The 26,112-nt window shown below is 74.6% G+C and carries 22 protein-coding genes, 2 tRNA genes and 1 riboswitch; of the genes, 13 read left to right on the plus strand and 11 right to left on the minus strand.

The genetic code is table 11. The features are described from left to right. Nucleotides 1-6 precede the first annotated feature (6 nt). Nucleotides 7-1,527: an NCS2 family permease gene (locus ACPYO4_RS05030; RefSeq protein ID WP_425708121.1), complete on the plus strand. Its 1,521-nt coding sequence runs from the start codon at nt 7-9 to the stop codon at nt 1,525-1,527. After that, complete coding sequence (locus ACPYO4_RS05035; protein WP_425708122.1) at nt 1,524-2,861, plus strand: MFS transporter; 1,338 nt, start codon at nt 1,524-1,526, stop codon at nt 2,859-2,861. The genes ACPYO4_RS05030 and ACPYO4_RS05035 overlap by 4 nt, the downstream gene beginning before the upstream one ends. A 181-nt stretch (nt 2,862-3,042) precedes the next feature. Here the strand turns inward: ACPYO4_RS05035 and serC are convergent, their stop codons facing one another. Then, nucleotides 3,043-4,140, minus strand: coding sequence for a phosphoserine transaminase (gene serC, locus ACPYO4_RS05040; protein ID WP_425708142.1), 1,098 nt, complete (start codon nt 4,138-4,140; stop codon nt 3,043-3,045). Between the two features lie 177 nt (nt 4,141-4,317). On the opposite strand from serC, the gene ACPYO4_RS05045 reads away from it, so the two are divergent. From ACPYO4_RS05045 to ACPYO4_RS05060, 4 genes are all read left to right on the plus strand, one after another. After that, nucleotides 4,318-4,995: an iron dependent repressor, metal binding and dimerization domain protein gene (locus ACPYO4_RS05045; RefSeq protein WP_425708123.1), complete on the plus strand. Its 678-nt coding sequence runs from the start codon at nt 4,318-4,320 to the stop codon at nt 4,993-4,995. A gap of 391 nt (nt 4,996-5,386) precedes the next feature. Further along, a riboswitch (cyclic di-AMP (ydaO/yuaA leader) is annotated at nt 5,387-5,512 on the plus strand. A gap of 24 nt (nt 5,513-5,536) precedes the next feature. After that, a complete protein-coding gene (locus ACPYO4_RS05050) occupies nt 5,537-6,316 on the plus strand; it encodes a C40 family peptidase (protein ID WP_425708124.1) in 780 nt (259 codons plus the stop codon). Between the two features lie 3 nt (nt 6,317-6,319). Then, nucleotides 6,320-7,120, plus strand: coding sequence for a C40 family peptidase (locus ACPYO4_RS05055; protein ID WP_425708125.1), 801 nt, complete (start codon nt 6,320-6,322; stop codon nt 7,118-7,120). 159 nt (nt 7,121-7,279) lie between these two features. Next, nucleotides 7,280-8,182 (plus strand): universal stress protein, encoded by a 903-nt coding sequence (locus tag ACPYO4_RS05060; RefSeq protein ID WP_425708126.1) that lies wholly within the window; start codon nt 7,280-7,282, stop codon nt 8,180-8,182. Between the two features lie 39 nt (nt 8,183-8,221). Here ACPYO4_RS05060 and rocD read toward each other — a convergent pair whose 3' ends face one another. Together rocD and ACPYO4_RS05070 are read right to left on the minus strand one after the other, a co-directional pair. Then, a complete protein-coding gene (gene rocD, locus ACPYO4_RS05065; RefSeq protein ID WP_425708143.1) occupies nt 8,222-9,430 on the minus strand; it encodes an ornithine--oxo-acid transaminase in 1,209 nt (402 codons plus the stop codon). Further along, the gene (locus tag ACPYO4_RS05070; RefSeq protein WP_425708144.1) at nt 9,427-10,002 is read right to left on the minus strand and encodes a hypothetical protein; all 576 of its coding nucleotides are present in this window, start codon (nt 10,000-10,002) and stop codon (nt 9,427-9,429) included. Before ACPYO4_RS05070 ends, rocD begins: the two co-directional genes overlap by 4 nt. Before the next feature lie 240 nt (nt 10,003-10,242). On the opposite strand from ACPYO4_RS05070, the gene ACPYO4_RS05075 reads away from it, so the two are divergent. Further along, nucleotides 10,243-10,315 (plus strand) — tRNA-Arg (locus tag ACPYO4_RS05075). Nucleotides 10,316-10,353: 38 nt separating this feature from the next. Here the strand turns inward: ACPYO4_RS05075 and ACPYO4_RS05080 are convergent. Continuing rightward, nucleotides 10,354-11,694 carry an MFS transporter gene (locus ACPYO4_RS05080; protein ID WP_425708127.1) on the minus strand — a complete coding sequence of 447 codons (1,341 nt, stop codon included), beginning with the start codon at nt 11,692-11,694 and terminating at the stop codon, nt 10,354-10,356. After that, a complete protein-coding gene (locus tag ACPYO4_RS05085; RefSeq protein WP_425708128.1) occupies nt 11,691-12,269 on the minus strand; it encodes an ArsR/SmtB family transcription factor in 579 nt (192 codons plus the stop codon). Before ACPYO4_RS05085 ends, ACPYO4_RS05080 begins: the two co-directional genes overlap by 4 nt. Before the next feature lie 309 nt (nt 12,270-12,578). On the opposite strand from ACPYO4_RS05085, the gene ACPYO4_RS05090 reads away from it, so the two are divergent. After that, nucleotides 12,579-16,772, plus strand: coding sequence for a hypothetical protein (locus ACPYO4_RS05090; protein ID WP_425708129.1), 4,194 nt, complete (start codon nt 12,579-12,581; stop codon nt 16,770-16,772). Beyond that, a complete protein-coding gene (locus ACPYO4_RS05095; RefSeq protein ID WP_425708130.1) occupies nt 16,769-16,981 on the plus strand; it encodes a hypothetical protein in 213 nt (70 codons plus the stop codon). Before ACPYO4_RS05090 ends, ACPYO4_RS05095 begins: the two co-directional genes overlap by 4 nt. Before the next feature lie 87 nt (nt 16,982-17,068). Here the strand turns inward: ACPYO4_RS05095 and mscL are convergent, their stop codons facing one another. From mscL to ACPYO4_RS05110, 3 genes are all read right to left on the minus strand, one after another. Beyond that, nucleotides 17,069-17,455, minus strand: coding sequence for a large conductance mechanosensitive channel protein MscL (gene mscL / locus ACPYO4_RS05100; protein ID WP_425708131.1), 387 nt, complete (start codon nt 17,453-17,455; stop codon nt 17,069-17,071). Nucleotides 17,456-17,541: 86 nt separating this feature from the next. Beyond that, nucleotides 17,542-18,192, minus strand: a complete 651-nt coding sequence (locus tag ACPYO4_RS05105; RefSeq protein ID WP_425708132.1) for an SAF domain-containing protein — start codon at nt 18,190-18,192, stop codon at nt 17,542-17,544. A gap of 97 nt (nt 18,193-18,289) precedes the next feature. Continuing rightward, nucleotides 18,290-18,646 (minus strand): FmdB family zinc ribbon protein, encoded by a 357-nt coding sequence (locus ACPYO4_RS05110; protein ID WP_425708133.1) that lies wholly within the window; start codon nt 18,644-18,646, stop codon nt 18,290-18,292. 128 nt (nt 18,647-18,774) lie between these two features. On the opposite strand from ACPYO4_RS05110, the gene ACPYO4_RS05115 reads away from it, so the two are divergent. Then, nucleotides 18,775-21,549, plus strand: a complete 2,775-nt coding sequence (locus ACPYO4_RS05115) for a penicillin acylase family protein (protein ID WP_425708134.1) — start codon at nt 18,775-18,777, stop codon at nt 21,547-21,549. 51 nt (nt 21,550-21,600) lie between these two features. Here ACPYO4_RS05115 and ACPYO4_RS05120 read toward each other — a convergent pair whose 3' ends face one another. Further along, complete coding sequence (locus ACPYO4_RS05120; protein ID WP_425708135.1) at nt 21,601-22,287, minus strand: 5-formyltetrahydrofolate cyclo-ligase; 687 nt, start codon at nt 22,285-22,287, stop codon at nt 21,601-21,603. 152 nt (nt 22,288-22,439) lie between these two features. Between ACPYO4_RS05120 and ACPYO4_RS05125 the strand changes: the two genes are divergently transcribed. After that, nucleotides 22,440-23,108: a GNAT family N-acetyltransferase gene (locus ACPYO4_RS05125; RefSeq protein ID WP_425708136.1), complete on the plus strand. Its 669-nt coding sequence runs from the start codon at nt 22,440-22,442 to the stop codon at nt 23,106-23,108. A gap of 16 nt (nt 23,109-23,124) precedes the next feature. On the opposite strand, the gene ACPYO4_RS05130 is transcribed toward ACPYO4_RS05125, so the two are convergent. Continuing rightward, entirely contained in the window at nt 23,125-23,910 is a 786-nt protein-coding gene (locus ACPYO4_RS05130) for a hypothetical protein (RefSeq protein ID WP_425708137.1), read from the minus strand. Between the two features lie 211 nt (nt 23,911-24,121). Here ACPYO4_RS05130 and ACPYO4_RS05135 point away from each other — a divergent pair, with 211 nt between their 5' ends. Together ACPYO4_RS05135 and ACPYO4_RS05140 are read left to right on the plus strand one after the other, a co-directional pair. Beyond that, nucleotides 24,122-25,366 (plus strand): hypothetical protein, encoded by a 1,245-nt coding sequence (locus tag ACPYO4_RS05135; protein WP_425708138.1) that lies wholly within the window; start codon nt 24,122-24,124, stop codon nt 25,364-25,366. Between the two features lie 186 nt (nt 25,367-25,552). Further along, nucleotides 25,553-25,625 (plus strand) — tRNA-Ala (locus tag ACPYO4_RS05140). A gap of 53 nt (nt 25,626-25,678) precedes the next feature. On the opposite strand, the gene ACPYO4_RS05145 is transcribed toward ACPYO4_RS05140, so the two are convergent. Continuing rightward, nucleotides 25,679-26,112 (minus strand): integrase core domain-containing protein (locus tag ACPYO4_RS05145; protein ID WP_425708139.1); only part of this gene is annotated, 434 nt, incomplete at its 5' end.

Here is a 26,112-nt window from a genome sequence, read left to right on the forward strand (position 1 = left end):
CCGACTGTGACCCCCGACGCAGACGCGACCGCCCCGGAGCCCACCTCCGGCCGCGCAGACCCAGTACCGGCGGACAACCTGCTCGAGCGCCTCTTCAGGATCCGGGAGCGCGGCTCGACCCCCTGGCGCGAGGTCCGCGGTGGCCTCGTCACCTTCTTCGCGATGTGCTACATCATCGTGCTCAACCCGATCATCCTGTCGACGCCGGACTCCACCGGCCAGTACCTCGGCGGCGGGACCGAGGGCGCGAACTTCGCCGCGATCGCGGCGGGCACCGCCCTGGTGGCCGGCGTGATGTCGATCCTCATGGGGTCGGTCGCGAACTTCCCGCTCGCCGTCGCCGCCGGGCTGGGCATCAACGCGCTGCTCGCCTACACGATCGTCGGCATGGAGGGCATGACCTGGGGCGATGCGATGGGCCTCATCGTCCTCGAGGGCATCGTCATCCTCATCCTCGTGCTCACCGGGCTGCGCGAGGCGATCTTCCGCGCCGTCCCGCCCTCGCTCAAGACCGGCATCTCGGTGGGTATCGGCCTGTTCATCGCGCTCATCGGCGTGGTCAACGCGGGCATCGTCCGACCCGGCGCCGGGACGCCCCTGGAGTTCGGCATCGGCGGCTCGATCGCCTCCTGGCCGTTGGTGGTCTTCGTCCTCGGGCTCGTCCTCATCCTCGTCCTCATGGCCCGCAAGGTGCGCGGCGCGCTCCTCATCGGCATCGTGGTCGCCACCGCGGTGGCAGCGATCGTCGAGGCGATCTCGAGCCAGGGCACGCAGACGCCCGACGGCGCCAACCCCGGCGGCTGGGGACTGACGGTCCCGTCGATCGAGGGCAGCATCGTCCAGGTCCCCGACTTCGCCACGCTCGGCGAGTTCTCCCTGTTCGGCGCCTTCGAGAAGATCGGCATCGTCGCCGTCCTCGTCCTCATCTTCTCGATCATGCTCGCCGACTTCTTCGACACGATGGGCACGATGGTCGCCGTCGCGGCCGAGGGCGACCTGCTCGACGAGCAGGGCAACCCGCCCGCCACGCGCCGGATCCTCGTCATCGACTCGATCGCCGCCGCGGCCGGCGGCGCGGGCGGCGTCTCCTCGAACACCTCGTTCGTCGAGTCCGCGGCGGGCGTCGGCGACGGTGCCCGCACCGGCCTGGCCTCGGTCGTCACGGGTGTGTGCTTCCTGCTGGCCACGTTCCTGTCGCCGCTCGCCGAGGCGGTCCCGTACGAAGCGGCCACCCCGGCGCTCGTCGTCGTCGGCTTCCTCATGATGCAGCAGGTCGTCGAGATCCCCTGGAAGAACCTGTCGCTCGCGATCCCGGCGTTCCTCACGATCATCTTCATGCCGTTCTCCTACTCGATCGCGGTCGGCATCGGCGTCGGCGTCGTCGCGTACGCGATCCTCATGACGACCACGGGGCAGGCGCGGAAGGTGCACCCGCTCATGTGGGGCGTCGTCGTCGCGTTCGCGATCTACTTCGCGCTCGAGCCATTCCAGGACCTGTTGGCCATGCTCGGTCTGATGGATAGATGACGGCAGCGTCCACGGGCCCGAGGCGCGGGTTCCTCGGCTCGACGTTCCACTCGCTGGGCTACTTCAACTACCGGCTGTGGTTCTTCGGGTCGATGGTCGCCAACACGGGCACGTGGGCGCAGCGCGTCGCGCAGGGCTGGCTCGTCCTCACCGAGCTGACCGACGACTCCGGCATCGCCATGGGCATCGTCACCGGGCTCCAGTTCCTCCCGGCGCTGCTGCTCAGCCCGATCGCGGGGGTGAACGCCGACCGGGTCGACCGGCGCCGCATGCTCATGGTCACGCAGGGCTCGATGGGCATCCTCGCGCTCTGTCTCGGCGCTCTCGTCCTCACCGGGGCGGTCGAGCTGTGGATGGTGTACGGGTTCGCGTTCGCGCTCGGCTGTGCCTCGGCGTTCGACGGCCCCGTGCGGCAGACGTTCGTCTCGGACATGGTCCAGCCGGCGGACCTGCCGAACGCGGTGGGCCTGAACTCGACGTCGTTCAACCTCGCCCGCATGGCCGGCCCCGCCCTCGCGGGACTCGCGATCGCGTGGGTCGGGACCGGCTGGGTGTTCATCGCGAACGGCGTGCTCTTCGGCGCGACCATCCTCGCGCTGACGTTCATGCGGGTCGACGAGCTCGTGCCGCGCGTGGTGGTGCCGCGGGCGCGCGGCCAGTTCCGCGAGGGCCTGGCCTACGTCCGGCACCGATCCGACCTCGTCATCGTGCTCGTCACCGTCGGCGTCGTGTCCAGCCTCGGCATGAACCAGGCGGTCACCCAGGGGGTGATGGCCCGGCAGATCTTCGGCCGGGGCCCCGAGGAGTTCGGCGTCCTCGGCTCGATCATGGCCGTGGGGTCCCTGCTGGGGGCCCTCATGGCCACGAGGCGCCGCAACCCCCGGGTGCGGACGGTCATCCTCGCCGCGTTCGCGTTCGGCGTCGCCTCGTTCCTCTCCGCGCTCGCGCCCACCTTCTGGTGGTTCGCCGCCTCGCTCGTGCCGGTCGGGTTCACGGTGCTGACGATGCTCACCTCGGCCAACGCCACGGTGCAGACGTCGACCGACCCCGCCTACCGGGGGCGCGTGATGAGCCTGTACATGATGGTGCTGCTCGGCACGGGGCCGTTCGGGGCGCCGCTCGTGGGATGGATCGCGGAGGTGCTCGGTGCCCGCGAGTCGATCCTCGTGGGCGCCGTGCCCTCGATCCTCGTGGCTGCGATCGCCGCGCTGTGGGTCCGGCGCGCGTGGGACGTGCGGGTGGGCTACGACCGTGCGGCGCCCCGCCATCTCACCTACGAGGGGCCGCGCGAGCGCGCGGCCCGGGCCGCCGAGGAGGGACGCGAGTCCAGCTAGCCCCCTGGTCACCGAGAGTGCGGTCGGTGGTCACCGAGAGTGCGGTCGGGGCCTTCCCGACCGCACTCTGGGCGGGCCCGAACCGCACTCTCGACGGGTTCGAACCGCACTCTCGGCGGGTTCGAACCGCACTCCGGGTGGGTCCGAACCGCACTCTCGGCGGGGAGAACCGGCGGGCTGCTCAGGCGAGGGCCTCGACCACGTGGTCGACGCAGGCCGTCAGCGCCTCGACGTCGGCGAGCGGCACCGCCGGGAAGAGCCCGAACCGCAGCTGGTTCCGACCGAGCTTCCGGTACGGCTCCACGTCGACCACGCCGTGCTCGCGCAGCACGCGCGCGACCTCGCCCGCGTCCACGCCCGCCAGGTCGATCGTCGCGACGACGGGGGAGCGGTAGGGCTCCTCGACGAACGGGGCCGCCCACTCCCGCTGCGCCGCCCACCCGTACACGTGCGTCGCGTTCTCGGCCGAGCGTCCGGCCGACCAGGCGAGGCCGCCGCGCTCGTTCAGCCACTCGATCTGCTCGGCGAGCAGGACGAGCGTGGCCACGGCGGGGGTGTTGACCGTCTGGTCCTTCCGGGAGCTCGCCAGGGCCGCTCCCAGGTCGAGGAAGGCGGGCACCCAGCGGTCTGCGGTCAGCTCCTCGATGCGATCGACCGCGGCGGGGGACAAGGTGGAGACCCACAGCCCGCCGTCGGCGCCGAACACCTTCTGCGGCGCGAAGTAGTAGGCGTCGGTCGCCGCGAGGTCCACCTCGACCGCGCCGGCCGCCGAGGTGGCGTCCACGAGGGTGAGCGCGTCCGGGCCGCCGATCCGCTCGACGGGTGACAGCGCGCCCGTGGAGGTCTCGTTGTGCGGGTACGCGTGGACGTCGGCGCCCTCGACGGCGGACAGGCGGGCGACCGAGCCGGGCTCCGCCTCCACCCGCAGGCTCGGCGCGAGGAACGGAGCCCGGTCGGTGACCGTGGCGAACTTGGCCGAGAACTCGCCGTGCACGGCGTGCTGGGCCCGCTCGCGCACCAGGCAGAAGGCGGCGGCGTCCCAGAACGCCGTGGAGCCGCCGTTGCCGAGGGCGACCTCGTAGCCGTCGGGCAGGTCGAACAGCTCGGCGGTCCCCGCGCGCACGCGCGAGACGAGGTGCTCGACGGGCGCCTGCCGGTGGGAGGTCCCCAGCACGCCGGCGCCGGCCGCGGTCAGCGCCGCCAGCTGGCCCGGCCGCACCCGCGTGGGACCCGAACCGAACCGTCCGTCGGCGGGCAGGAGGTGGGAGGGGATCGTCAGGTCGGCCACCGACCGATCATCGCACCGCCGCCGCGGCCGCCGGGAGGACGTCCGCACCCGCCGCCCGCCGCTCGGCGGCACGCCTCCCGCCTCCGGCCCAGCAGGTAGGCTCGACGTCGTGCCCGGACCGGGCACGCGGGGCAGCGTTCCGCCCCGTCCTCGTGCAGCGGAGAGACCATGAGCGACCTCATCGACACCACCGAGATGTACCTCAAGGCTGTCGTCGAGATGGAGGAGGAGGGCGTCCCGCCGCTCCGGGCGCGCATCGCCGAGCGCCTCGGCCACTCGGGGCCGACCGTCTCCCAGACCGTGGGCCGCATGGAGCGCGACGGTCTGCTCCACCTCAGCCCCTCCCGCGAGGTCGAGCTCACCGAGGTGGGCCGGGACGCCGCCGTGCAGGTCATGCGCCGGCACCGCCTCGCCGAGCGTCTCCTCGTCGACGTCGTCGGGCTCGACTGGGCCTTCGTCCACGAGGAGGCCTGCCGCTGGGAGCACGTGATGTCGGGCCGGGTCGAGGAGCGCCTCGTCGACCTCCTCGGCGACCCGACGACCGACCCGTACGGCAACCCGATCCCCGGGTCCGACGCCCCCGAGCCCCGGCACGGGATGACGTCGCTCGCCGAGGCCACGGCCGAACTCGCGGAGGGCCAGAGCAGCGAGCTCGAGATCGTGCGGATCGGGGAGCCGCTCCAGGTGCACACCGGTCTGCTCGCGGACATGCGCCGCGGCGGGCTCCTGCCCGGCGCACGGATCACCGTGACCCGGCGCGACGACGTGCTCGAGCTCGACGCCGGCCAGGAGCTGGTCCTCGAGATGTCCCCGGCCGACGGCCGGCACCTCGCCGTCGTCGCCTGACCTTTCCCGGCGCGCGCCGCGGCCGGCACGGCCCGGTGGCCGCGCGACGTGCGGACGTCAGGTCACGGGCCGTGCCCGGTTCGTGACCGAACGAGGATCGGCAACAGCAAGGTCACGACCGATGTGGTTCCGTGACCTTCCGGTCCACCCCAAGGGCGGGTCAAGTCCCGCGGCCACGGGCCTGTGGAGAACTCGTGCTCCCGTCGTCTGCCGCGAGATGCTGCGGGAGAGGCCGCCCCACGGCGCGGGGCGTGTCCCGGTCGTGACCTTCCACACAGAGTCGTTACCCAGGTGTGACTTTTGGTCTCGGAATGGTTACTGTCCTACGCGTGCCTCCCGCTGGGGGCGCACCCGGACGGACATCGAGCCCTGTCGCCGCCCCGGGTAGGTGCGAACCACCGCGACAGGGGCGGGGGAACCAGGTAGTACGGCCGGGAGACCGGCCTAGGGGTGAAGTGCGGCCGTCATGGTCGCGCCGGACGCTCTCCGTGTCCGAACCCGACAGCTCACCCCGTAGATGACACCGGAGAGGTCCCCCATCGTGCAGAGCTCCACCCGCCGCGGAACGCTCGCCGCCGTCTCGGCGTCGATCGTCGTCGCGGTCGCCGCGTCGTCGGCGTCAGCATCCCCCGCCCCGGACACCGCCACGGACAAGACCCAGGGCGGCATCGCCACGGTCTCCGACCGCGTGGCCCCGACGAACGCGGCCCTGACGGTCGCCGCCGACGCCGCGTACGACGTCGAGACCGCCAGCGTCTTCGGCACCGCCGAGGCCGCCCCGGCCCCCGAGCCGGAGCCGGCCCCCGAGCCCGAGCCCGAGCCCGTCGTCCGCGAGGACGAGGCCGCCGCCCGCGACACCGAGCGCGAGGCCGTGGCCGAGCAGCCCGCCGAGACCGCCCCGGCCGTCGAGCAGGCGCCCGCCGCCGAGCCGGCCCCGGAGGCCGCCGCCGAGCCCGCGCCGCGGCCCGAGGCCGCGCCGTCGGCCGCCGGCAGCTCGATCGTGGCGATCGCCCGCCAGTACACGGGCGTCCCCTACGTCTGGGGAGGCACCTCGCCGTCGGGCTGGGACTGCTCCGGCTTCACGTCCTACGTCTTCGCCCAGGCCGGTATCACGATCCCGCGCTCCTCGGCCGCCCAGCTCGGCGCCGGCCAGGTCGTCTCGGCCGCCGAGGCCCGCCCCGGCGACCTCGTCTGGTGGCCCGGCCACGTCGGTATCTACACCGGCGACGGCAACCACATCGCGGCCCGCAACCCGGGCACGCCGACCCACGAGTCGCCGATCTACCGCGCGAACCCCACCTACATCCGAGTGGCGGGCTGATCCATGACCACCACGTTCCAGGGTCTCCCCGCGCGCCGCACCGCCCTCGCGGCCGTCTCCGCCTCGATGATCGTCGCGGTCGCCGCGACCTCCGCCGCCGCCGACCCCGCGGTCGAGGCCGGCTCCAAGTCCACCGAGCGCATCTCGCAGGTCTCCGACCGCGTGGTCCCGACGAACGCCGCCCTGACGGTCGCCGCCGACGCCACGTACGACGTCGAGACCGCCAGCGTCTTCGGCACCGCCGACGCTGCCCCGGCCCCCGAGCCGGAGCCGGAGCCGGAGCCGGAGCCGGCCCCCGAGCCGGAGCCGGAGCCCGTCGAGCGCGAGGCGGCCGCGGCCTCCCGGACCGACGAGCGCGCGGAGGCGCCGGAGCCCGCCGTCGAGGAGGCGGCGCCGCAGGCCGAGACCCAGACCGAGGCGGCCACGCAGGCCGCCGCCGAGCCGGCCCCGGCCCCCGCGGCCAGCGCCTCGGGCAGCGCCGCGGTCTCGATCGCCCTCCAGTACCAGGGTGCCCCCTACGTCTGGGGCGGCACGAGCCCGTCCGGCTGGGACTGCATCGGTTTCGTCAGCTACGTCTACCGCCAGCTCGGCCACGAGGTCGGCAGCACGCCGGCCGCCGTGCTCTCCGCCGGCACCCGCGTGCCCGCCTCGCAGGCGCGTCCGGGCGACATCATCTACACGCCCGGCCACGTCGCCATCTACATCGGCGACGGACAGAACATCGGGGCCTGGAACGAGGGCATGGGTACCCGCATCGGGCCGAACTCCTGGCTCGGCGCTCCGACCTACATCCGCGTGGGCTGACGCCCGACGCGAGCCCGACGCTTCGCCCCGTCCCGCCTCGAGCGGGGCGGGGCGCCGTCGTTCCCGGCGTGGCCGCCGGATCGTGACCTTCGTCCGTCCCCCTCGGCCCCGCTGCGCGGCACAATGGGGCCACGCACGCGTCGAGGAAGGGTGAGCGTCATGACACAGGACGTCGTCGTCGGGGTCGACGGTTCGGAGATCAGCCTCGGGGCCCTCGAGTGGGCCGCCGCGGTGGCCAAGGTCCGCGGGCTCGGGCTGCACATCGTCTGCGCCTACCGCCTGCCCAGCTACATCGCGAGCGGCCGGGCAGGGACGGTCGTCATCGACGAGGCGACGGTGCGGGAGGGCGCGCAGGCCGTGGTCGAGGACGCCGCCGCCCGCGTGGCACACCACGGTGTCCCGGTGCGCACGACGGTGGACCCGGGCGACCCCTCGGGCGTGCTCATCGAGCTGTCCAAGGGCGCCCGGGCCGTCGTGTGCGGCACGCGCGGTGGTGGCGGGTTCACCGACCGGCTGCTCGGCGCGGTGCCGTCCGCCGTGCCGGCGCACGCCCACAGCCCGGCCGTGGTCGTCCCCTCGGCCCGGGACGAGCCGTTCGTCCCGATCCGGCGGATCGCCGTCGGGGTCGACGGCTCGCCCGCCGCCCGCCTCGCCGTGACGGTCGCCCTCAACCTGGCGGAGTCCTTCGGCGCCGAGGTGCACGCCGTCGCAGCGGTCCCGCTCACGGCGGGTGCCTCGGCGATGGCCTGGCTGCCCTCGACCGTGGACCACGAGGAGATCCTCGCGGACGTGCGGATGTCGATCGACGAGGTCGTCGACCCGCTGCTCGACGGCCGGGACATCACCGTGCACCGCCGCGCGGTGGACGGGAACCCCGGCGTGGTCCTCGCCGAGATCTCCGAGCAGGTCGACCTCCTCGCGGTCGGCAGCCGGGGCCGCGGCGGTCTCGCCGGTCTCGTGCTGGGCTCCACCTCGCAGGGGGTGCTCTCGCACGCGACCTGCCCGGTGATCGTCACCCCGGCCCGCGTCACGGACGCCGGGCTGACGGCGGACGCCACCTGACCCCGGGCCGCGGTCAGCCGGCGGCCAGCTCGGCGCGGGTCAGCCGGCGGCCAGCTCGCCCAGGGCGCTCTCGAGCGCGTCGAGCGCGGTCTCGAGGTCCGCCGCGTCGATCGTCAGCGGCGGCGAGAGACGCACGGTCCTGCCGTGCGTGTCCTTCGCCAGGACGCCGTGCCGGGCGAGCGCGACGCTCAGGTCGTGGCCGTCCGCCCCCAGGGCCTCCGGGACGTCGATCCCGGCCCACAGGCCGATGCGACGGGCGCCGGCCAGGAGGCCGGTGCCCACCATCGCGTCGAGCCGGGCGCCCATCACCTCGCCGAGCTCGGCCGCCCGCGCCTGGATGCTGCCGTCCTGCAGCAGGTCCACCACGGCGAGCCCCACCGCGCACGCCAACGGGTTGCCGCCGAACGTGGACCCGTGGCTCCCGGGCGTGAGCACGCCGAGCACGTCCGACCGCCCGACGACGGCGCTCACGGGCAGGATCCCGCCGCCGAGCGCCTTGCCGAGCGTGGTGAGGTCCGCCCGCACGCCCTCCAGGTCCTGGGCGAGCGTCGCGCCCGTGCGCCCGAGGCCGGACTGGATCTCGTCGAGCACGAGGAGGGCGCCCGCCCGCTCGGTGATCTCGCGCGCGGCGGTGAGGTAGCCGCGCGGCGGCACGATCACGCCGGCCTCGCCCTGGACGGGCTCGAGGAGCACCGCGACGGTGTCCTCGTCCACGGCGCCGGCCAGCGCGTCGGCGTCGCCGAACGGCACGTGCCGGAACCCCGGGGTCCACGGCCCGTACCCGTCGCGGGCGACCGGGTCCGTGGAGAAGGAGACGATCGTCGTCGTCCGACCGTGGAAGTTGTTCTCGGCGACGACGATGGTCGCGCGGTCCGGCGGCACGCCGCGTACGTGGGCGCCCCACCGCCGTGCCACCTTGATCGCCGACTCCACCGCCTCGGCGCCGGTGTTCATCGGCAGCATCATCTCGGTGCCGGTCAGCGCGGTCAGGGCCGCCGCGAACGGCTCGAGCAGGTCGTGGTCGAAGGCGCGCGAGACCAGCGTGGAGCGGTCGAGCTGCGCCTGTGCCGCGGCGACGAGCGCGGGGTGCCGGTGGCCGAAGTTGAGGGCCGAGTAGCCGGCGAGGAGGTCGAGGTAGCGGCGGCCGTCGTCGCCCTGGACCCACGCCCCCTCGGCCCGGACAAGGCGAACGTCGAGCGGGGCGTAGTTCCGCGCGAGCCGGGAGGCGTCACGGGACACGGCGATCAGCGCTCGGGCGGCCGAGCAGGCACCGGCGCGTCCGGCCGGGAGCCGGTGGCAAGCAGGGCGGCCTCCGGCCCGTCGTCGGGTGGGGGCGTGAGCGCGGCCTCGACCTCGAGCAGCTCGAGGCTGCGCTCGAGCACCTCGGCGGGGATGGCCGGCATCGGGGAGCCGATCGAGGCCAGGGCGTCGGGGTCGGCGTCGCCCCAGTGGTACGTCAGGCGCGTGAGCGTGCGCGACGACGCCGGACCCACGGCGGTGAGGTCGTAGCGCCAGCCCCAGCCCAGGGGTCGGTCCGGGGCGTTGACGATCCAGCCGATCGAACGGCCGGGCACGAAGTCGCTCACGGTGTTGACCGTGACGTAGTGGGGACCCTCCTGGCCCTGCTGCATGTCCATCGTGAACCGGTCGCCGAGTGCCTCGATCCGTCGCGGGGACCGCGCGCCCCGGAGCATGTCGCTCGCGTCCGCGGCCACGTGCAGGGCCGGGACCGACAGGATCCGCCAGATCGCGTCGATCGGCGCGTCCAGGACGCGTTCGACCGCGAGTGCGGTCGCCGTGGTGCGGACGGTTGCGCTCATCGGACCCCCCGATCGTCGTGGCGCGACGTTGCGCCTGTCGTGAACCCTGCCACACGGGTGCGGCTCCCGTCAGTCCGGGCCGCGATGTGGGCGGCACCGCGGCCGGCCGACGCGGGGCCGCAACGGACACCCGTGGCGGACCCCGGCGGCGCCGGGCCCGGACCGTCCCGGCGTCGTCCGACTCACAGGAGCGTCGCCGGGGGCGGCGCGGACCCGCGATAAACTGACCGCCACCTCCCCGCCTTCGTAGCTCAGGGGATAGAGCACCGCTCTCCTAAAGCGGGTGTCGGCGGTTCGAATCCGCCCGAGGGCACCGGCCCGGTACGCAGGTCCTGCGTGCGCCGGGCACGCTCATGTGCGCGCCACCGGAGGCGCCTGCCCGAGCGTGCGCGCCGCCGGCGTGCCGGCCTCGCCGGCCGACCCCGCGGTGGGCGTGCGGCCCGCACCCGTCCGCCGCCGGTCCGCAGCCGCTGACGTCGCGGCGCCGACGAGCACGAGGACCACGGTCGTCACGATCAGCCACCGGTAGTCGATCGCGCCGATGATCGCCGCACCGGCCATGGTGGCCAGGGTCTGCGGCAGGTTGAGCACGACGCCGGTCGCGACGGCGACACGCCCCTGCATGCGCGGCGGCGTGAGGCGCTGGCGCAGCGTGACGAAGGCGACGATCTGCCACGGGAGGTTGAGACCGACGACGATGAGACCCGCGCCGACGACGACGAGACCGAGGGCCTGCCCGAGGTGCTCGACGAGCGTGCCGGCGAACACGAGCGCCGACATGCCGACCGCCAGCGCGAGCATGCCGAGGGTGATGGTGCGGCGCTCGCCCAGGCGCTTGATGAGCAGCGCCGCGGTGGTTCCGCCGATGAGGGCGCCGACGCCCTGGATGCTGACGAGCGCGCCGAGCATCTCGGGGTCGACCCGCAGACCCTGCTCCATGACGGGGAAGACGACGACGTTGGACAGGCCGGTGGCCCCGATCGTGATCGCCATGGCGATGGTCAGTGGGCCGAGGGGAGCCGTCCGGGCCACGTGCCGGAAGCCCGCGGTCAGCTCGGCGACGTAGCTCTCCGTCGCCTGCTCGGCCGGCGTCTCGGTGACCTCGAGGCGGGCGAGGAGGACGGCGCTCACCGCGAACCCGGCCGCGGTGACGGCGACGACCGCCTGCGGTCCCGCCGCCACGTACAGCCCCGTGCCCAGGAGCGGCGAGATCAGGCGGAAGGCCTGGTCCACGGTGCTCAGCAGGGCGTTCCCGCCGGGCAGCTCCTCGTCGTCGAGGAGGTCGCGGACGAGGCCGGACTGCGCGGCTCCCGTGACGTAGCCGGTCGCCCCGTAGAGAAAGGTCACGACGTAGACGAGCCAGACGTCGCGCGGGCCGCCGACGAGCAGAAGACTGAGGATGATCGGGACCATGACGACGTTGGTGAACGCGAGGAGCCGTCTCCGTGAGAAGCGGTCGACGAGCTGGCCGAGCAGCGGTGCGACGAGGGCCGGCAGCCCGAGCGCGGCGAACACGGCGGCCGCCGCGCCGTCGGACCCGGTGAGCTCCTTCACCCAGACGGCGATCATGAGGTAGAGGGCGCTGTCGGCGAGGTTGGTGAACACCCACGCGACGCTCAGCCGGCGAAAGCCGCGGTGGGCCAGGGCGGCCGGCCCTCGGCCCGTGCGAGGTGCGGTGCGCGGCCCGGTCACGACGTCTCCCGGGGTGGGTCGGAGTGGATGGTGGTCGTCAGGTGCACGCGGCGCGCGCCCGCGGGGCGCGTCGCAGGGTCGGTCGTGCGCTCCTCGTACCGGTCGATCAGCGCCATGAGCTGCGTGCGGAGCTCGACCGTCTCCGCGGCGGTGAGCCACACGTCGGCGGTCGACAGGCTCGTCGCGTCGACCCACTCGTCCGGCTCGTGGGGGAGCCGCTCGATCACGGCGGCGAACTGACTGATCCGGCGCCGGAGATTCATGGTGGCCAGCTCGGTGGTGGCGTGCAGGGAGCCGGGGACGTCCGGGCTGGCCGCGGTGCTCAACGAGCGGTGGACGGCTCGCCACGGCTTCTCGCGGCCCCGGGGCTCGGCGCGCTCGACGTAGCCGTACTTCTCGAGCGTGCGCAGGTGGAAGGAGCAGCTCGCCACCGACTCGTCCACGCGTCGGGCGCACTCGGTGGCCGTCGCCTCGCCCAGCTCGTGCAGCACGTCGAGGAGCTCGAGGCGCAGCGGGTGCGCCATGCCTCGGATGCGCTCGGGGTCATGGATCCGCTCGTTGTTCGTGGAGGTCATGAGCCCGAACGTAGATGTTAAAGAACTATTGCGCAAGACATCTTGCGAAATATGTCTTGCGCATTCGTCGGAGGGGTGTGACGCCGGTCCTGCGAAGGGGTGTGACGCCGGTCCTGCAATGGAGGCTTGCGCGGAGCCGTCGGTATCGGCACAATGGGTGTCTGACGGAGCGTGACGCCTGCCCCCCCTGCGCGTCACGCTCCGTTCTTGTGTCCGCACCCGACGCCGTCGTCCGGCAGCCCGCGACACCACCACCTCCCGGCGCCCGTGCTGCGCTCCCCGCGGCGGTGCCCCGCCTACCCTGGAGGAATGACGCCTCCGCCGATCCCGCCCTTCCGCCGCGGCCGGGACAGCGACCGCTCGCGCACGCGGGACGCGGCCCGGGCCGGCGCCGACGACGCGTCCCGCGCGACCCCGGGTCCCGACCGCGTCGACGCGGGCCCGGACGGGGCCCCGGCGACCACCGAGCAGCGCTCCGCCGGCGCCCCGGCCGGTGGGGAGGGGACGGGGACCGGGCCCGGGTACGCGCAGGCCGGGACGCGCAGGTCGAGCAGGACCGCCACCGTGGCCCGCGCCGTCGAGCAGTGGGTCGCCGACCTCACCGCGCTCGGTGCCGAGGGGCTGGGCGACGACGACGACCTCGGCGAGGCCGTCCTCGATCTCACCCACGCGCACCCCGGAGGTACCGCGCAGCTCTACGCCGGCCGGCCCACGCGCCTGTCGAACCTCGTGCGGGAGCGACAGGCCTCCGCGGCGGCCCACCAGCACGCGCGGGGCGTGCGCGCCCGCGCGGAGGACCTCGCCCAGCGGTTCGGCGTGGCCCCGACCTACCTCGCCACCGGCGTCGCCACCTGGTCGGCGCTCCCGCCGCCGGTCGTCGACGGCGTTGAGCACGACGCCGACCTCGACCCGGCGGCGTCGCCGGCCGGTCGACGCCCCGACGAGAGCGTCGAGGCCCCCCTGGCCCGCACGATCCGCACGCCCGTCTTCCTTCGGGGCGTCCGCCTCCAGCCCGTCTCCGCCGACGGCGAGGTCGAGCTGACCCTCGAGCGCACCGTCGAGCTCAACCCGGTGCTCGCCCGCGCCCTGACCGAGGCCGGGCTGCCCGGCGACGTCGCCGACCACCTCGCGCCCCTCGGTCCGGCCTCCAGCCAGCGCGAGGCGCTCCCCGGCCTCGCCGAGCTCGCCGCGCAGTACCTGCCCGGTCTCGAGATCGAGGACCGCGTCGTCGTCGGGACGTTCCTGCATCCCGGGCAGGTCGCCGTCGAGGACCTCAAGGCGATGGTCCCCCACCTGGCGGCGTCCGACGTCGTGGCGGCCCTGGCGGGCGACCTCGAGGCGCGCGACCGGCTGGCGATCTTCCCACCGCCGGACGACGGCACCGACCCCGACCCGGACGAGGAGCGCGCCGTCGGCGACGTCGAGGTGGCGGGGGAGCGCGCCGTCCGGCTCGTCACGCAGGGCTACCAGCTCGTCGTCGATGCGCCCCCCGGGTCCGACGACGTCGGGGTGGTCGCCGCGATCCTCGCCGCCTCGGCGGCCGACGGCCGGACCGTCACCTACGTCCCGGGCGACCGCCGCACGGGCCGGTCGACCGTCGCCCATCTCCACGAGCTCGGCCTCGGCGAGCTCGTGCTCGACCTGCGTGCCGACGGGGGATGGCGGGAGGAGGCCTCCCGGTCGGTCCGGCGCGGGATGGAGGCGCCCGCGGTCGTCGTCGACGAGACGTCGGTCGCCCGGACCCGTGAGGAGCTGCGCGCCACGCGCGCGGTCGTGCGCGAGCAGCTCGACTCCCTGCACCGCCGCCACGAGGGCTGGGGCGTCTCCCTGTTCGACGCTCTGCAGGCGCTCGCCCGCCTCACCGCACGCACCCCGGGGCCGCGTACGGGTGCCCGCATCTCCGGCGAGGACCTGCGTGCCCTGCGCGGCGACGCCCGTTCCGGCGCCGCCGCCCGGCTCTCGAGGGCCGCGGCGCTGGGGGCGTTCACGCTGCGACCCTCGAGCACCCCCTGGTACGGCTCGCGGCTGACGACCAACAAGCAGGCGGCCGACGCCCTCGAGCGCGTTCAGCGTCTCACTCGTGTGGAGCTGCCCGCGGTGGACGACCTCGTCCAGAGCACCGCCGTGCAGACCGGGCTCAGGCAGGCCACCACCCTGCGGGAATGGCGCGAGCAGCTCGCGATGCTCGACGGCGTCGCCGACGCGCTCGACGTGTTCCTCCCGCAGATCTTCGAGCACTCGGCCGCCGACATGGTGGCGGCGACCGCGCCGCGGCAGGCGCGGCGCACCCAGGAGATCGAGATGTCGGCCGGGATGCGTCGCCGCCTCGCGCGGCAGGCGCGCGACCTCGTCCGGCCCGGTCGGTCGGTCGCGGACCTGCACGCCGAGCTGCTGCGCGTGCAGGAGCAGCGCGAGATCTGGCGCCGGCACTCCACCGGCGGCGGCTGGCCCCGGCTGCCGGACGGCCTCGCGGACGTCCGCGAGCTCGAGCGTGAGACGAGCGAGGACGTGGCCGCGCTCGGCTCGCTGCTCGCACGCCACGAGGAGGACGAGGCGCTCGAGGACCTGCCGCTGGCGGACCTGCGACGCCGCGTCGACGCGCTGGAGGCCGACACGACGGCGCTGCGCACCCTGCCGGAGCGGACCCGACTGATCGACGAGCTGCGGGCCGAGGGCCTCGGCGAGCTCGTCGACGACCTCGCCGAGCGTGCCGTGCCGGACGACCTCGTCGCCGACGAGCTCGACCTCGCCTGGTGGAGCTCCGTCCTCGAGCAGGTGCTCGCCGACGAGCCGGCGCTCGCGGGCCGGGACCCCGCCGCGCTCACGGCGGACCTCGCCGATCTCGAACGGCGCGAGGCCGAGCAGCGCGCCACGCTGGTGCCCGCCGTGCGCTCCGCCGCGGCCACGCGCCTGCGCCGCGCCGTGCGCACCCACCGCACCCAGGCCGCCCACCTGTGGGAGCAGCTCGCCGCGGACCGCGGCGCCACGCTCGGGCGCGCCCTCGCGGAGCACCCCGAGGTCGCGCCGACGATCCGTCCCGTCCGGGCCGCAGCTCCGCTCCTGGTCGCCCAGACCATCCCGCCGGGGCCCACGGCCGACCTCGTCGTCCTCCACGGCACCGAGCAGCTGCCGCTCGCCCAGGCCGTCTCCGTGGCCGGGCGCGCCCGGCAGGTCGTCGTCGTGGGCGACACCCGGCGCTACGAGGGCGGCGCCACGCACGCGCTGGCCGAGGTGCTGCCCGCCGTGGAGCTGCCCGCCGTGCGCGGCCCGCTGGTCCCCGGAGCGGCCCTGCTGCTCGCCGCCCACGGGTACGAGTCGGTGGTTGCCCCCGTCCCGTCCGTGCGCACGGACGGGGGTGTCCGGCTCGAGCTCGTCGAGGGGTACGGCACGCCCGCGCCCGGCTCCGAGGTGGTCGAGAGCGTCGACGCCGAGGTCCGTGGCGTCGTCGACGTCGTCCGGCGCGAGGTGCACGCCGCGCCGCTGGCATCGGTCGCGGTGGTCACGCCCTCCCCGCGCCACGCCTCCCGCCTGCGCGAGGCGCTCGCCCACGCCGCCGCCGACGACCCGGCGCTGGAGGCAGCCCTGGACCCGCGGCTCGTCGAGCCGCTCGTCGTCGCGGACCTGGCCGACGCGGGCGGGCTGCGCCGCGACGTCGTGGTGCTCTCGGTCGGGTTCGGTGCGAACGCGCACGGCCGGTTCATCCACCGCTTCGGCGACCTCTCGGGCGCGGACGGCCGCACCCGCATGGTGACCGCGCTCGCCGCGCCCCGCGAGTCCCTCGTGGTGGTGTCGACGATCGCTCCCGGAGCGATCGACCGCGCGCGCGTGCACCACGAGGGCGCGCACATGCTCGCCGAGCTCCTCGAGCTGGCGGGCGGCGAGGTCCAGGGGCCGGACCCTGCCGCGACGGGCGACGCCTCGGTAGGCGACGTCGCGGAGGTCGACGCCTCGTCGGGCGATGCCGCGGTGGACGACGCCGCGGTGGACGACGCCTCGGGGGGTGGCGACGACGAGATCCTCGGTGACCTGGTGCGCCGACTGGGCGCGCTCGGCATCGTCGTCGAGGAGGGCCTCCGCGGTGCGGTGGACGTCCCCGTCGCGCTCGGTCACCCGGACCTGCCCGGCCAGCGCCTCGTCGCCGTGCTCACCGACGCCGGCGAGGACGCGGGGGAGCACAGCCTGCGCCGCCGGCTCGACCGCGGGGCGGTGCTCGCACGCGCGGGGTGGCGGGTCGAGCGCGCGTTCACCGTGTCCGTCTTCCTCGACCCCCAGGCCGAGGCGGACCGGCTCCTTCGCGTCGTGCTCGACGAGGTCGAGGCTCGTCGCGGCGTGTCGGGCGTCCAGCCGCCGGTCCCCGACGACGCCCACCTCCCGCCCGCCACCGAGGCGGAGTCGGGACCGGTGGTCCGCCCGCACGAGGAGCCGGACGCGGCGACGGGCGAAGCAACAGGCGAGGCGCCGGACGGAGTGCCGGACGCCGCGCCGGACGGGACCGGGCGGTGAGCGGACGCCGGCGGCGCGTCATCGCGCTCTCGGCGGCGGACCGGCGGCGCCTGGAGTCCGGGGAGATCGCGCACGCGGAGGACGCGCTCGGCGCGCCCGAGCCGGACGTCGACGACGACGCGCCCTCCGCGGGTACGGCATCGCCGGGCCCGTCGCGCGCGGACGCCGATCTCCTGCGGGAGATCCCTCCGCACTTCGGCCGGATCTGAGCGCCGACGCGAACGGCCCACCAGCCCGGGCGGCGGGGCGGTGGGCCGTTCGTCGGTGCGGCCGGCGGGCGGCCGCGACCGAGCAGGTCAGGCGCTGCGGGTGCGCAGGAGGTCGCGGATCTCCTCGAGGACGAGCACGTCGTCGGCCTTCTCCTCCGGCTCCTCCTCGTCGGTCTTGCGGCGCTCGGCGAGCTTGTTCATCGGCATGACCACCGCGAAGTACAGCGCGGCGGCGATGAGCAGGAAGTTGACGAGCGCGGTGACGATCGTGCCGGGCGAGATGGTGGCGCCGTTGACGACGAACTGGCCGATGGTGTCGAAGTTCGGCTCGCCGAAGATCGCGCCGATGAGCGGCAGGAGCACGCTGTCGGTGATGGCCGTGACGATCGGCGTGAACGCACCGCCGATGATGATGCCGACCGCCATGTCGATGGCGTTGCCGCGGGAGATGAACTCCTTGAATCCGTTGAGCATGCTGACCTCCGAGGATCTGCGCTGATAGGGCTGGGGGGAACGCGAACGTGGCGGCGGGTGGCGCCAGGCCCACGCAGGCCCCCTGGTCAGCTCGGTCCGAGCACGACGCTCAACGGGGTCCACGCACTTGAGCCAACGAGGACAGTAGCGGTGTCAGGGCTTGCAGAAACATACATTCGGGTGATGTCGGTCTCGCCGGACGCCAGAAGACCGCTCTCCTCCTCCTCGACGGCGCCCAGGACGAGCACCTGCTCGGCGACGGTCCGTGCCGGTCCGCCGTCGGCGGGCGGGGCGAGGAGCGAGACGCGTAGCCCGGCCTCGGCGAGATGCGCGCTGCCGTCGTCGGCGATCCGGACCGCGACCACGACCTCGCCGGGCGCCGCCGAGACGCTCGCGCCGGCGAGCATGCCCTCCCCCAGGACGGTGCCTTCGGCCAGGCGCACGGCGAGCGGTCGGCCGACGACCACGTCGGGATCGTGCAGCGCGTCGGCCGGGATGTCCCCGTCGGGCAGGTCCAGGGCCTCGAGGTCGCCCGCCTCGACCACGTGACCGGCGGGCAGGTCGGTGCCCAGGGCGACCACGGAGGTAGTGGGGGGCGGCTCGGGCCTCAGCTCCCCGACGACGACGGAGACGGCGCCGGCCAGGCAGACGGCGGCGACGGCGTGGCGCCAGCGCCACGCACCCCGCCGCAGTCGGGCCTCGGCGCTGCGCGAGGGTGGGGAGGCGGCTCTCGGCATGCCCCGACGCTAGGAGCCGCCCGCCGCGCCGCGAGCGCGCACGATCAGGACCTGTGGACGGCCGGTCCTGGCGCGCGGCTGTGCGCCGGGGGAGTGGTCAGGCGGCGGAGCCCGACGAGGCCGAGCTCGTGGCGGACGCCTTGGCCCCCGAGCCGCTGCCGGCGGAGGTCGAGGCCGACGCGGCGGGCGCCGCCGTCGAGGGCGCGGACCCGGTGTCGGACGAGCCGGAGGTGGCCGCGGCCGACGAGGACGTCCCGGAGGCGGACGAGCCGGAGCCGGAACGGGAGTCGGTGCGGTAGAAGCCCGAGCCCTTGAACACGACGCCCACCGAGCTGAAGAGCTTGCGGAGGTTCCCGCCGCACTCGGGGCAGATGGTCAGGGCGTCGTCCGAGAAGGACTGCTTCGCCTCGAGCTCGTGGCTGCACATCGTGCAGCGGTAGGCGTACGTGGGCACCTGCTGGACCTCCGGTCTCGTGGGGCGTGGTTAGCAGTCCGCCCGATCGAGTGCCAATGCTAGCGCCGGGGGTCGACTCGCGCAGTGACCTGCGTCGCCGAAGGAGGGGCGCACCATACGCTCGTGCGGTGGCAGCACGATCCTCGACCTCCCGGTGGCGCACGGCGCTCGTCAGCATCCTCGTCGTCGCGCTCGTGGTGTCCGTGGCGCTGGTCGCGGTCGTGACGTTCCTCGTCCGTCGCCCGCTGCCGGACCACGGGGGCGAGCAGCGCGTACCCGGCCTGACCGGCGAGGTGGAGGTCCTACGCGACGAGCGCGGTGTGCCGCACCTGTACGCCGAGACCGACGCCGACCTGATGGCCGGGCTCGGGTTCGTCCACGCCCAGGACCGGTTCTTCGAGATGGACTACCGACGGCACGTGACGTCGGGCCGCCTGGCGGAGCTCGTGGGGGACGTTCCCGCCGCCGTCGATGCCGACATGGTCGTTCGCACGATGGGCTGGCGCGACGTCGCGGAGCAGGAGTGGGAGCTCCTGAGCGAGGAGTCCCGCACCCTGTACACCGCTTACGCGGACGGCGTGAACGCGTACGTCGAGGACCGTGAGGCCTCTCGGCTCGGCCTGGAGTACACCGTGCTCTCCCTGAGCACCGACGTCGAGGACGTCGAGCCCTGGAGCGGCGTCGACTCGCTCGCCTGGCTCAAGGCCATGGCGTGGGACCTGCGTGGGAACTACGACGACGAGGTCGCCCGCGCCTCCGCCCTGCGCCCGATGTTCGGCGACGTCGAGGTGGTCGACGGACTCTTCCCGGACTACCCCGCCGACGAGCACGCGCCGATCCTCCCCGAGGGTGGCGACTCCGCCGGGTCCCCGTCCGACGCGCACGGGGAGGGCGAGAGCCCCTCCGACGCGCCCGCCGACGAGTCGCCCACCGACGACGCCGACGCGACCGACACCGATACCGACGCGTCCGGCCGGTCCGGCAGCGACCTCCCGCCCGGGACCGTCGGCGCGGACCCGCTGGCCGGCACGACCGGCCCTTCGACCCCGCTGACGGCCAACCGGGCCGGTGCCGCCGTCGTCAGCGCCGGGTCCGCCCTGGACGCGGTGCCCGTGCTGCTCGGGGAGGGCGACGGCATCGGGTCGAACTCGTTCGTCGTGTCCGGCGAGCACACGGCCACCGGCGAGCCGATCCTCGCCAACGACCCGCACCTGGGCCTCGAGCAGCCCAACCTCTGGTACCAGGTCGGCCTGCACTGCGTGGAGCTCACCGCCGACTGCACGTTCGACGTCACCGGCTTCTCGTTCGCCGGGATGCCCGGCGTCATCATCGGCCACAACGACCAGCTCGCCTGGGGCCTGACGAACCTCGGCGCCGACGTCATGGACCTCACCCTCGAGCGGACGTTCTCCGACGGCACGTACCTGCGCGGCGAGGATCGCCTGGCGCTGGAGCGGCGCACCGAGACGATCCTCGTCGACGGCGGAGACCCGGTGACCCTCGAGGTCCTGTCCACCGAGGCGGGCCCGATCGTCTCCGACGTGCTGGGCGAGGCACGTGCCGCCGCCGGGGTCCCCGTGCCCGAGGGCTCCCCCGAGGCGCACTTCGAGGGCTACTCGGTGGCCCTGCAGTGGACCGCGCTCACCCCGGGCCGGACGGGCGACGCGGTGTTCGCCCTCAACCGGGCGCAGGACGCCGAGGACGTGGCCGCGGCCGCCGAGCTGTTCGAGGTCCCGAGCCAGAACATCGTCTTCGCCACCGCCGACGGGGACATCGGCTACCAGGCGCCCGGACGGATCCCCGTGCGCGGAGAGGTTCCCGAGGGCGACCTGCCGGCCGACGGCTCCTGGCCGCGCCCCGGCTGGGACGAGCGCTACGACTGGCAGGGATACGTGGACCCGGCGGACATGCCGGCGGCCCTCAACCCCGAGGAGGGGTTCGTCGTCGCGGCGAACCAGGCCGTCCAGCCTCTCGAGGCGGACCCGTTCCTCACCGGCGACTACGACGCCGGCTACCGGTCCGAGCGCATCCGCACCCTCCTCGAGGAACGGATCGCGCAGGGGGAGCCGCTCACCGTGGACGGGGCGAACGAGATCATGCTCGACGACGCCAGCCCGTTCGGCGAGGTCGTCGTGCCCTACCTCCTCGAGGTCGACGTCACCGACCCGTTCGTGCTCGAGGCCATCGACCTCCTCGAGAGCTGGGCGGAGGAGGGGTACCCGAACGACGTCGACTCCGCCGGGGCGGCCTACTTCAACGCCGTGTGGGTCGAGATCCTGTCGATGACGCTCGGGGACGAGCTCCCCGACGCCCAGGCGCCGGACGGCGGAGCGCGGTGGCTCCTGGTGCTCGAGCAGATGCTCGCCGAGCCCTCCGCCCGGCACTGGGACGACCGCACGACCGTCAACGTCGTCGAGACCCGGGACGAGATCCTCGGCGAGGCGCTCGTCGAGGGCCGCCACCAGCTGACCGCGCGCCTCGGCAAGGACCCGACGACGTGGCGGTGGGGCGACCTGCACACGTTCGCCCCGCAGCACCCCGTGCTTGGCGGCGACGGCGTGCCCGGGCTCGTGCGCCGGTACGTCAACCCCGAACCGGTCGGCGTGCCGGGCGGCTCGGCGGTCGTCAACGCGACGAGCTACAGCGCCTCCGCGCGCGACGAGTACGGCCGCCCCAGCTACCAGGTGACCGCGGGGCCGTCCATGCGGATGGTCGTCGACATGGCCGACCTCGACGCCTCGACGTGGGTGACGACCTCCGGGACGAGCGGTCACCCGGCCTCGGGCCACTACACGGACCAGGCGCAGGCGTGGGCCGAGGGAGAGACGTTCCCGTGGGCGTTCAGCCGGGCCGCGGTCGAGGACGCCCAGGAGGAGCGCCTCGTCCTGACCCCGGGCGGCTGAGGGGCCCCGCGCGGGCAGCCGCCGCGGGGGTGGCGGCGATGGCCGGCGGCGTCAGGCGCCGCGGGCGGGAGCCGTGCCGCCGCTGGCCGTCGCCTCGTACGGGTCGTCGGGCGGCAGGAGGCTCGTCGTGCCGGACGGCTGGACCACGCCGGTCACGCGCACATCCTGCGGCCCGTGCGGCAGGGTCGTCTCGACCAGCTCGTCGTCGAAGAGGACCGCCCACACCGCCGTCTCGGGCCCGATGAGCTTGAGGACGCGGTCGTACCAGCCGCCGCCCTGACCAAGCCGGTTGCCGTGCCGGTCGACGGCCAGGGCGGGCACGATGACGATGTCGGCCTCCGCGATCGTCTCCGACGGCAGCGGGGCGCCCGACGGCTCGAGGGGGCGCCCGGGGGCGCGCTCGGCGAGGTCGTCGGTGCCGCGGTAGACGGCCCAGGCGCGGGCGAGCCCCGGACCGAGGGCGGGCAGCAGGATGCGCACGCCCGTCTCGTGGAGGGTCTCGATCGTCGGGAGCGAGGGGGGCTCGGAGGGCCGTGCGACGTGGTGCGCGACCGTCCGTGCGCCGTCGAGCAGGGGGAGGACGCGTCGGGCGATGTCGAGCCCCGCGCGTGCGCGCCCGGTGTCCGGCTGCCGACCACGGTGCTCCCGGACGGCCTCGCGAAGCAGCTGCTTCGCGTCGTCGACCTCGAGGTGGTCCACGCGCGGAAGGTCAAGGATGCGCCGGTGCATGGCCACCATGATGCCAAGGATCGGCTGGTCCGGCGCGGGCTGGGGACGGGAAGTTCGGTCCGTTTCGCCCCCGGCGGACGCGGTGGTGGACCGTGCGCGAAGGTGCCTGCGGAACCGGTGCCGCGGTCGGATCCCCGCACGCCCGGGCCTACGCTCGGTGCGTGCCCGATCCCGCCACCTGGCCCGTCCGGCTGGTCGACGACGACCTCGTGCTGCGCGGCCTGCGTCGTCGGGACCGCCGCCGGTGGCAGGCCCTGCTCGGTGCCAACCACGAGTGGCTGTCGCCGTGGATGGCCGGATCACCCGCGCCCGGGCGGACCATGGGCGTGGGTGAGCAGATCGTCGCCCACCGGCGGGCCGCGCGGGCCGGGGACGCGCTGCCGTTCGTCGTCGAGGTGGCGGGCGAGCTCGTCGGGGCCGTGACCGCCCAGCCGATCACGCGCGGGTCCTCCTGGTCGGCGTCGATCGGCTACTGGGTCTCGAGGCACGTCGCCGGTCGGGGGGTCGCGCCCCGCGCCGTCGCACTGGTCGCCGACCACCTCGTCGACGAGCTCGGCATGCACCGCGTGGAGATCGACGTGCGGCCCGAGAACGATGCGAGCCTGCGCGTCGTGGCCAAGCTCGGGTTCCCCGAGGAGGGGCGGCGCCGCGGACTGATGTTCGTCGACGGCGACTGGCGCGACCATCGCTCCTTCGCGCTCCTGGCGGGCGACCTCGGCCCGGGCCCGGGCGCCGTGCTGCGCCACGTGCACCGGGGCGGGTCCGGCCCCGCAACGGGTCCGGCCCCGCCCCGCGGGAGCGGGACGGGGCCGGAGGTGGTCGGCGCCTGACGGGCGCCGGGACCGACTACTCGACGGTGCCGGTGAGCTCGCCCTCGAAGTCCTCGCCGAGGCGCTCGCCGGCGTCGTCGCGGGGCTCGAAGGAGACCTCGATCGTGAAGGCCTCGCCGGGCTGGTAGAGCATGACCTCGCCGACCGAGTACTGCTCGCCGCTGCCGAGGGTGTAAACGTCCTCGCCGAGGGAGTCGCTGTTGACGCCGTTGTCGTTGACGCCGTTCTCCTCCAGGAGGTCGCTGTCCGCGACGGACGGCTGCTGCATGTAGGGCCAGGTGTCATAGGACAGGCCGGCGTCGACGAGGCCGTAGGTGAGGTTGATCGGGTCGCCGTTGTTCGTCACCACGTAGTTGAGGATGAGGACCTCGTCGCCCTCAGCCACGATGGGCTCCTCGGTGTCCGGGTCCGCCCACACGCTCGAGCGCGTCGCCTGGCCGGTGCCGACCTGGTAGACGTCGACGGTCACGTCGCCGGCCTCGATCGTGCCGAGCAGCTCGCCGTCCTCGGTGACCTCGTTGGCCCAGGGCGCCGCGGAACCGGCACCGCCGGACGCGTCGGCGCCGTCGGACGGGGCCTCGTCGCTCTCGGACTCGCTCGGGGACTCCGCGGCGGCGTCGTCGGACGGGGTCTCGTCGGACTCCGACTCCTCGTCCTCGGACGGGGCCTCCTCGGTGGTCTCCTCCTCGGGCGCCTCCTCGCTGGTGGGCTCCTCGACGGGGGTCGTCTCCTCGGCGTCGTCGCCGCCGCAGGCCGCGAGCGTGAGGGCCGTGGCCGCGGCGAGCGCGACGGTCGCGGTCATCCTCCTGGTGGTACTGCGCATGTGGGGGTGCTCCTCGGTTCGTCGATCGGGTCGGCGAGGGGCGGGGGCGCCTCGCTCGTCGCCCCATGAGGGGCCTTCGGCAGGATAGCGACGCGAGGTGGTGCATCCGGCGGAAATGAACGGATTGCGGTCCCCCTCACGTCCGCGCGCCTCCCCGGACTCCGGCGCGGCCCGACCTAGCGTGGGATCCGTGGATCTTCAGGGCTACGTCCTCGCTGCGGCGGTGATCATGCTCCTGGTCTACGCGCTGCCCGCGGTCGCGGACCGTCGGCGCCTCATGGCCGCGACGCGGCTGGAGGACCGGCACTCGGACCGGCTGCGGGTGCTGGCGACCGTCGGCGACGGCGGCCGTCGCGGCCGGGCCTCGCCCGGCCACCCCGGTCGGCTCGCGCGCAGCGCGACCGATCGCCCCACCGCCCCGCCACTGCTGCCCATCGGACCGGAGTCACGCGCCATGAGCACGATCAAGCCCCGCCTCTCGGAGCCGGCCCGGCGTGCACGCGACCTCGCGCACGCCAGGTCGCAGCGGGCCGCCCGGATGAGCAGGCGCGACGCCGCGCGCAACCGCCGCACGATGTACCAGGTGGTCCTCGGGCTGCTGACCGTCGCGGCCTGGGCCCTCGTGCACTACGCCGGTTGGAACCTCGCCGCCGCGATCGTGCCGAGCGTGCTGCTCGCCGGCGTCGTGGCGCTGTCCGTGCGCGCTGCGGGGGAGCGTCGGACGCTCAACTCGATCGACCGCGCGGAGATCCGACGCATCGACGGCGAGCTCAAGGAGCTGGCCCGCCGTCCGCGCGAGGTCGGGCTGCTCGAGCAGGCCGCCGCCGAGCCCGCCTCCGGGGATCGCCCGGGCGAGCTCACCGCGGCTCCGCTCGAGGACGAGGACGTCGCGGGCGTGCCGGGGAGCGTCACCGGCGGCGCGGCGGCGCACGCCGTCGGAGCACCGGCGCGTGCCGGCCAGGCTCCGGCGCCTGCCCGCCTCGACGACGTCGCCTCGCGGACCTGGGCGACCGTCGCCGCCGCCCGGCTCACCGCCGACAGCGACGAGCACACCGGCTCGGCCGACCGGGCCGAGGATGGGCCGGCAGGCGCGGATGCGAGGGACGACGCCGACGAGCCGACCGAGGCGCCCGAGGGCGACCAGCACCCGGCTCGCCCGTTCCTGGCGAACGAGGCGCCCGACGCCTGGACCCCGGTGCCGGTGCCCGCCTCGCGGTGGGCCGACGACGGCGCCGGGCTCCAGCGCCGCACCGCTCCCTCCTTCTCCCCGCCGGCGGCCCCGTCCGCCCGGGTGCCGCTGCGCCCGACCCGGCCGGCCTCGTCCGGGAGCGTCGTCGCCGGGTCCGGCGCCGACGCCCCTCCCGTGGGGACGCCGCGCGCACCCGTGCTCGACCTCGACGCGGCACTTGCACGCCGTCGCGCGAAGGGCGCCTGACCGCCGCGAGACGTGCGTCGGCCGGGCTCCGGTCGCTCCCGGGGAGTGTTCGGGCAGCGCCCGCGGCCGGGTGCCGGACCTGCCTCGACGGCCGTGCGGCCATGACGCAGGACACGGATCGAGGCGCTGGCCCGGGGTCCGCGCGATGCTAGACTTTTCTTCGCTCACCGGCCCGCCGGGGAGCATGGGGCTATGGCGCAGTTGGTAGCGCGTCTCGTTCGCAATGAGAAGGTCGGGGGTTCGAATCCCCCTAGCTCCACTCGTGTGATGTCCCAGGACATCGTGAACGGCTGAACCCCCGGTGACGGGGGTTCAGCCGTTTTTTCGTTGGTAGGTGTGTGCGGGGTTCAGGGTGTGTTCGCTGAGGATCTCGCCGGTGGAGGCGTCCAGCACGGTGGCGTGGTCGTTGTGGACCAGGCAGGTGATCTCGGTGCGGGCGTGGGCGCGGCCGATGCCGAGGTGCAGCATGCGGCCGCTGTGGCGCAGGCTGATCTTTCCGTCGCGGTCGACGGTGTCGTAGCGCACTCGCCACAGGTCGGGGTCGCCGGGCGGGGTGGGGGTCGCCGGGGGGATGAGCTGGTAGGCGTGGGCGGGGGTCTGTCGGCCGATGCCGCGATGAGGGCGGTCGTTGTTGTAGTAGTCGCGGAAGTCGTCGAGTTCGTCCTGGAGGTGGGCGAGGGTGTCGGCTGGCCGGGTGGCGAGGCGCTTGTTCAGGGTCTGCCAGAAGCGTTCGATCTTGCCCTGGG

The organism is Georgenia sp. Z1491 (genome assembly GCF_049856175.1).
In the GTDB taxonomy this organism is placed as follows: Bacteria; Actinomycetota; Actinomycetes; order Actinomycetales; family Actinomycetaceae; genus JB111.

Coding starts and splice junctions, on each gene's coding strand:
- ACPYO4_RS05035 (WP_425708122.1), top strand. CDS start 1,524: ATGACGGCAGCGTCCACGGGCCCGAGGCGCGGGTTCCTCGGCTCGACG.
- ACPYO4_RS05045 (WP_425708123.1), top strand. CDS start 4,318: ATGAGCGACCTCATCGACACCACCGAGATGTACCTCAAGGCTGTCGTC.
- ACPYO4_RS05055 (WP_425708125.1), top strand. CDS start 6,320: ATGACCACCACGTTCCAGGGTCTCCCCGCGCGCCGCACCGCCCTCGCG.
- ACPYO4_RS05060 (WP_425708126.1), top strand. CDS start 7,280: ATGACACAGGACGTCGTCGTCGGGGTCGACGGTTCGGAGATCAGCCTC.
- ACPYO4_RS05070 (WP_425708144.1), bottom strand. CDS start 10,002: ATGAGCGCAACCGTCCGCACCACGGCGACCGCACTCGCGGTCGAACGC.
- ACPYO4_RS05085 (WP_425708128.1), bottom strand. CDS start 12,269: ATGACCTCCACGAACAACGAGCGGATCCATGACCCCGAGCGCATCCGA.
- ACPYO4_RS05090 (WP_425708129.1), top strand. CDS start 12,579: ATGACGCCTCCGCCGATCCCGCCCTTCCGCCGCGGCCGGGACAGCGAC.
- mscL (WP_425708131.1), bottom strand. CDS start 17,455: ATGCTCAACGGATTCAAGGAGTTCATCTCCCGCGGCAACGCCATCGAC.
- ACPYO4_RS05105 (WP_425708132.1), bottom strand. CDS start 18,192: ATGCCGAGAGCCGCCTCCCCACCCTCGCGCAGCGCCGAGGCCCGACTG.
- ACPYO4_RS05120 (WP_425708135.1), bottom strand. CDS start 22,287: ATGGTGGCCATGCACCGGCGCATCCTTGACCTTCCGCGCGTGGACCAC.
- ACPYO4_RS05130 (WP_425708137.1), bottom strand. CDS start 23,910: ATGACCGCGACCGTCGCGCTCGCCGCGGCCACGGCCCTCACGCTCGCG.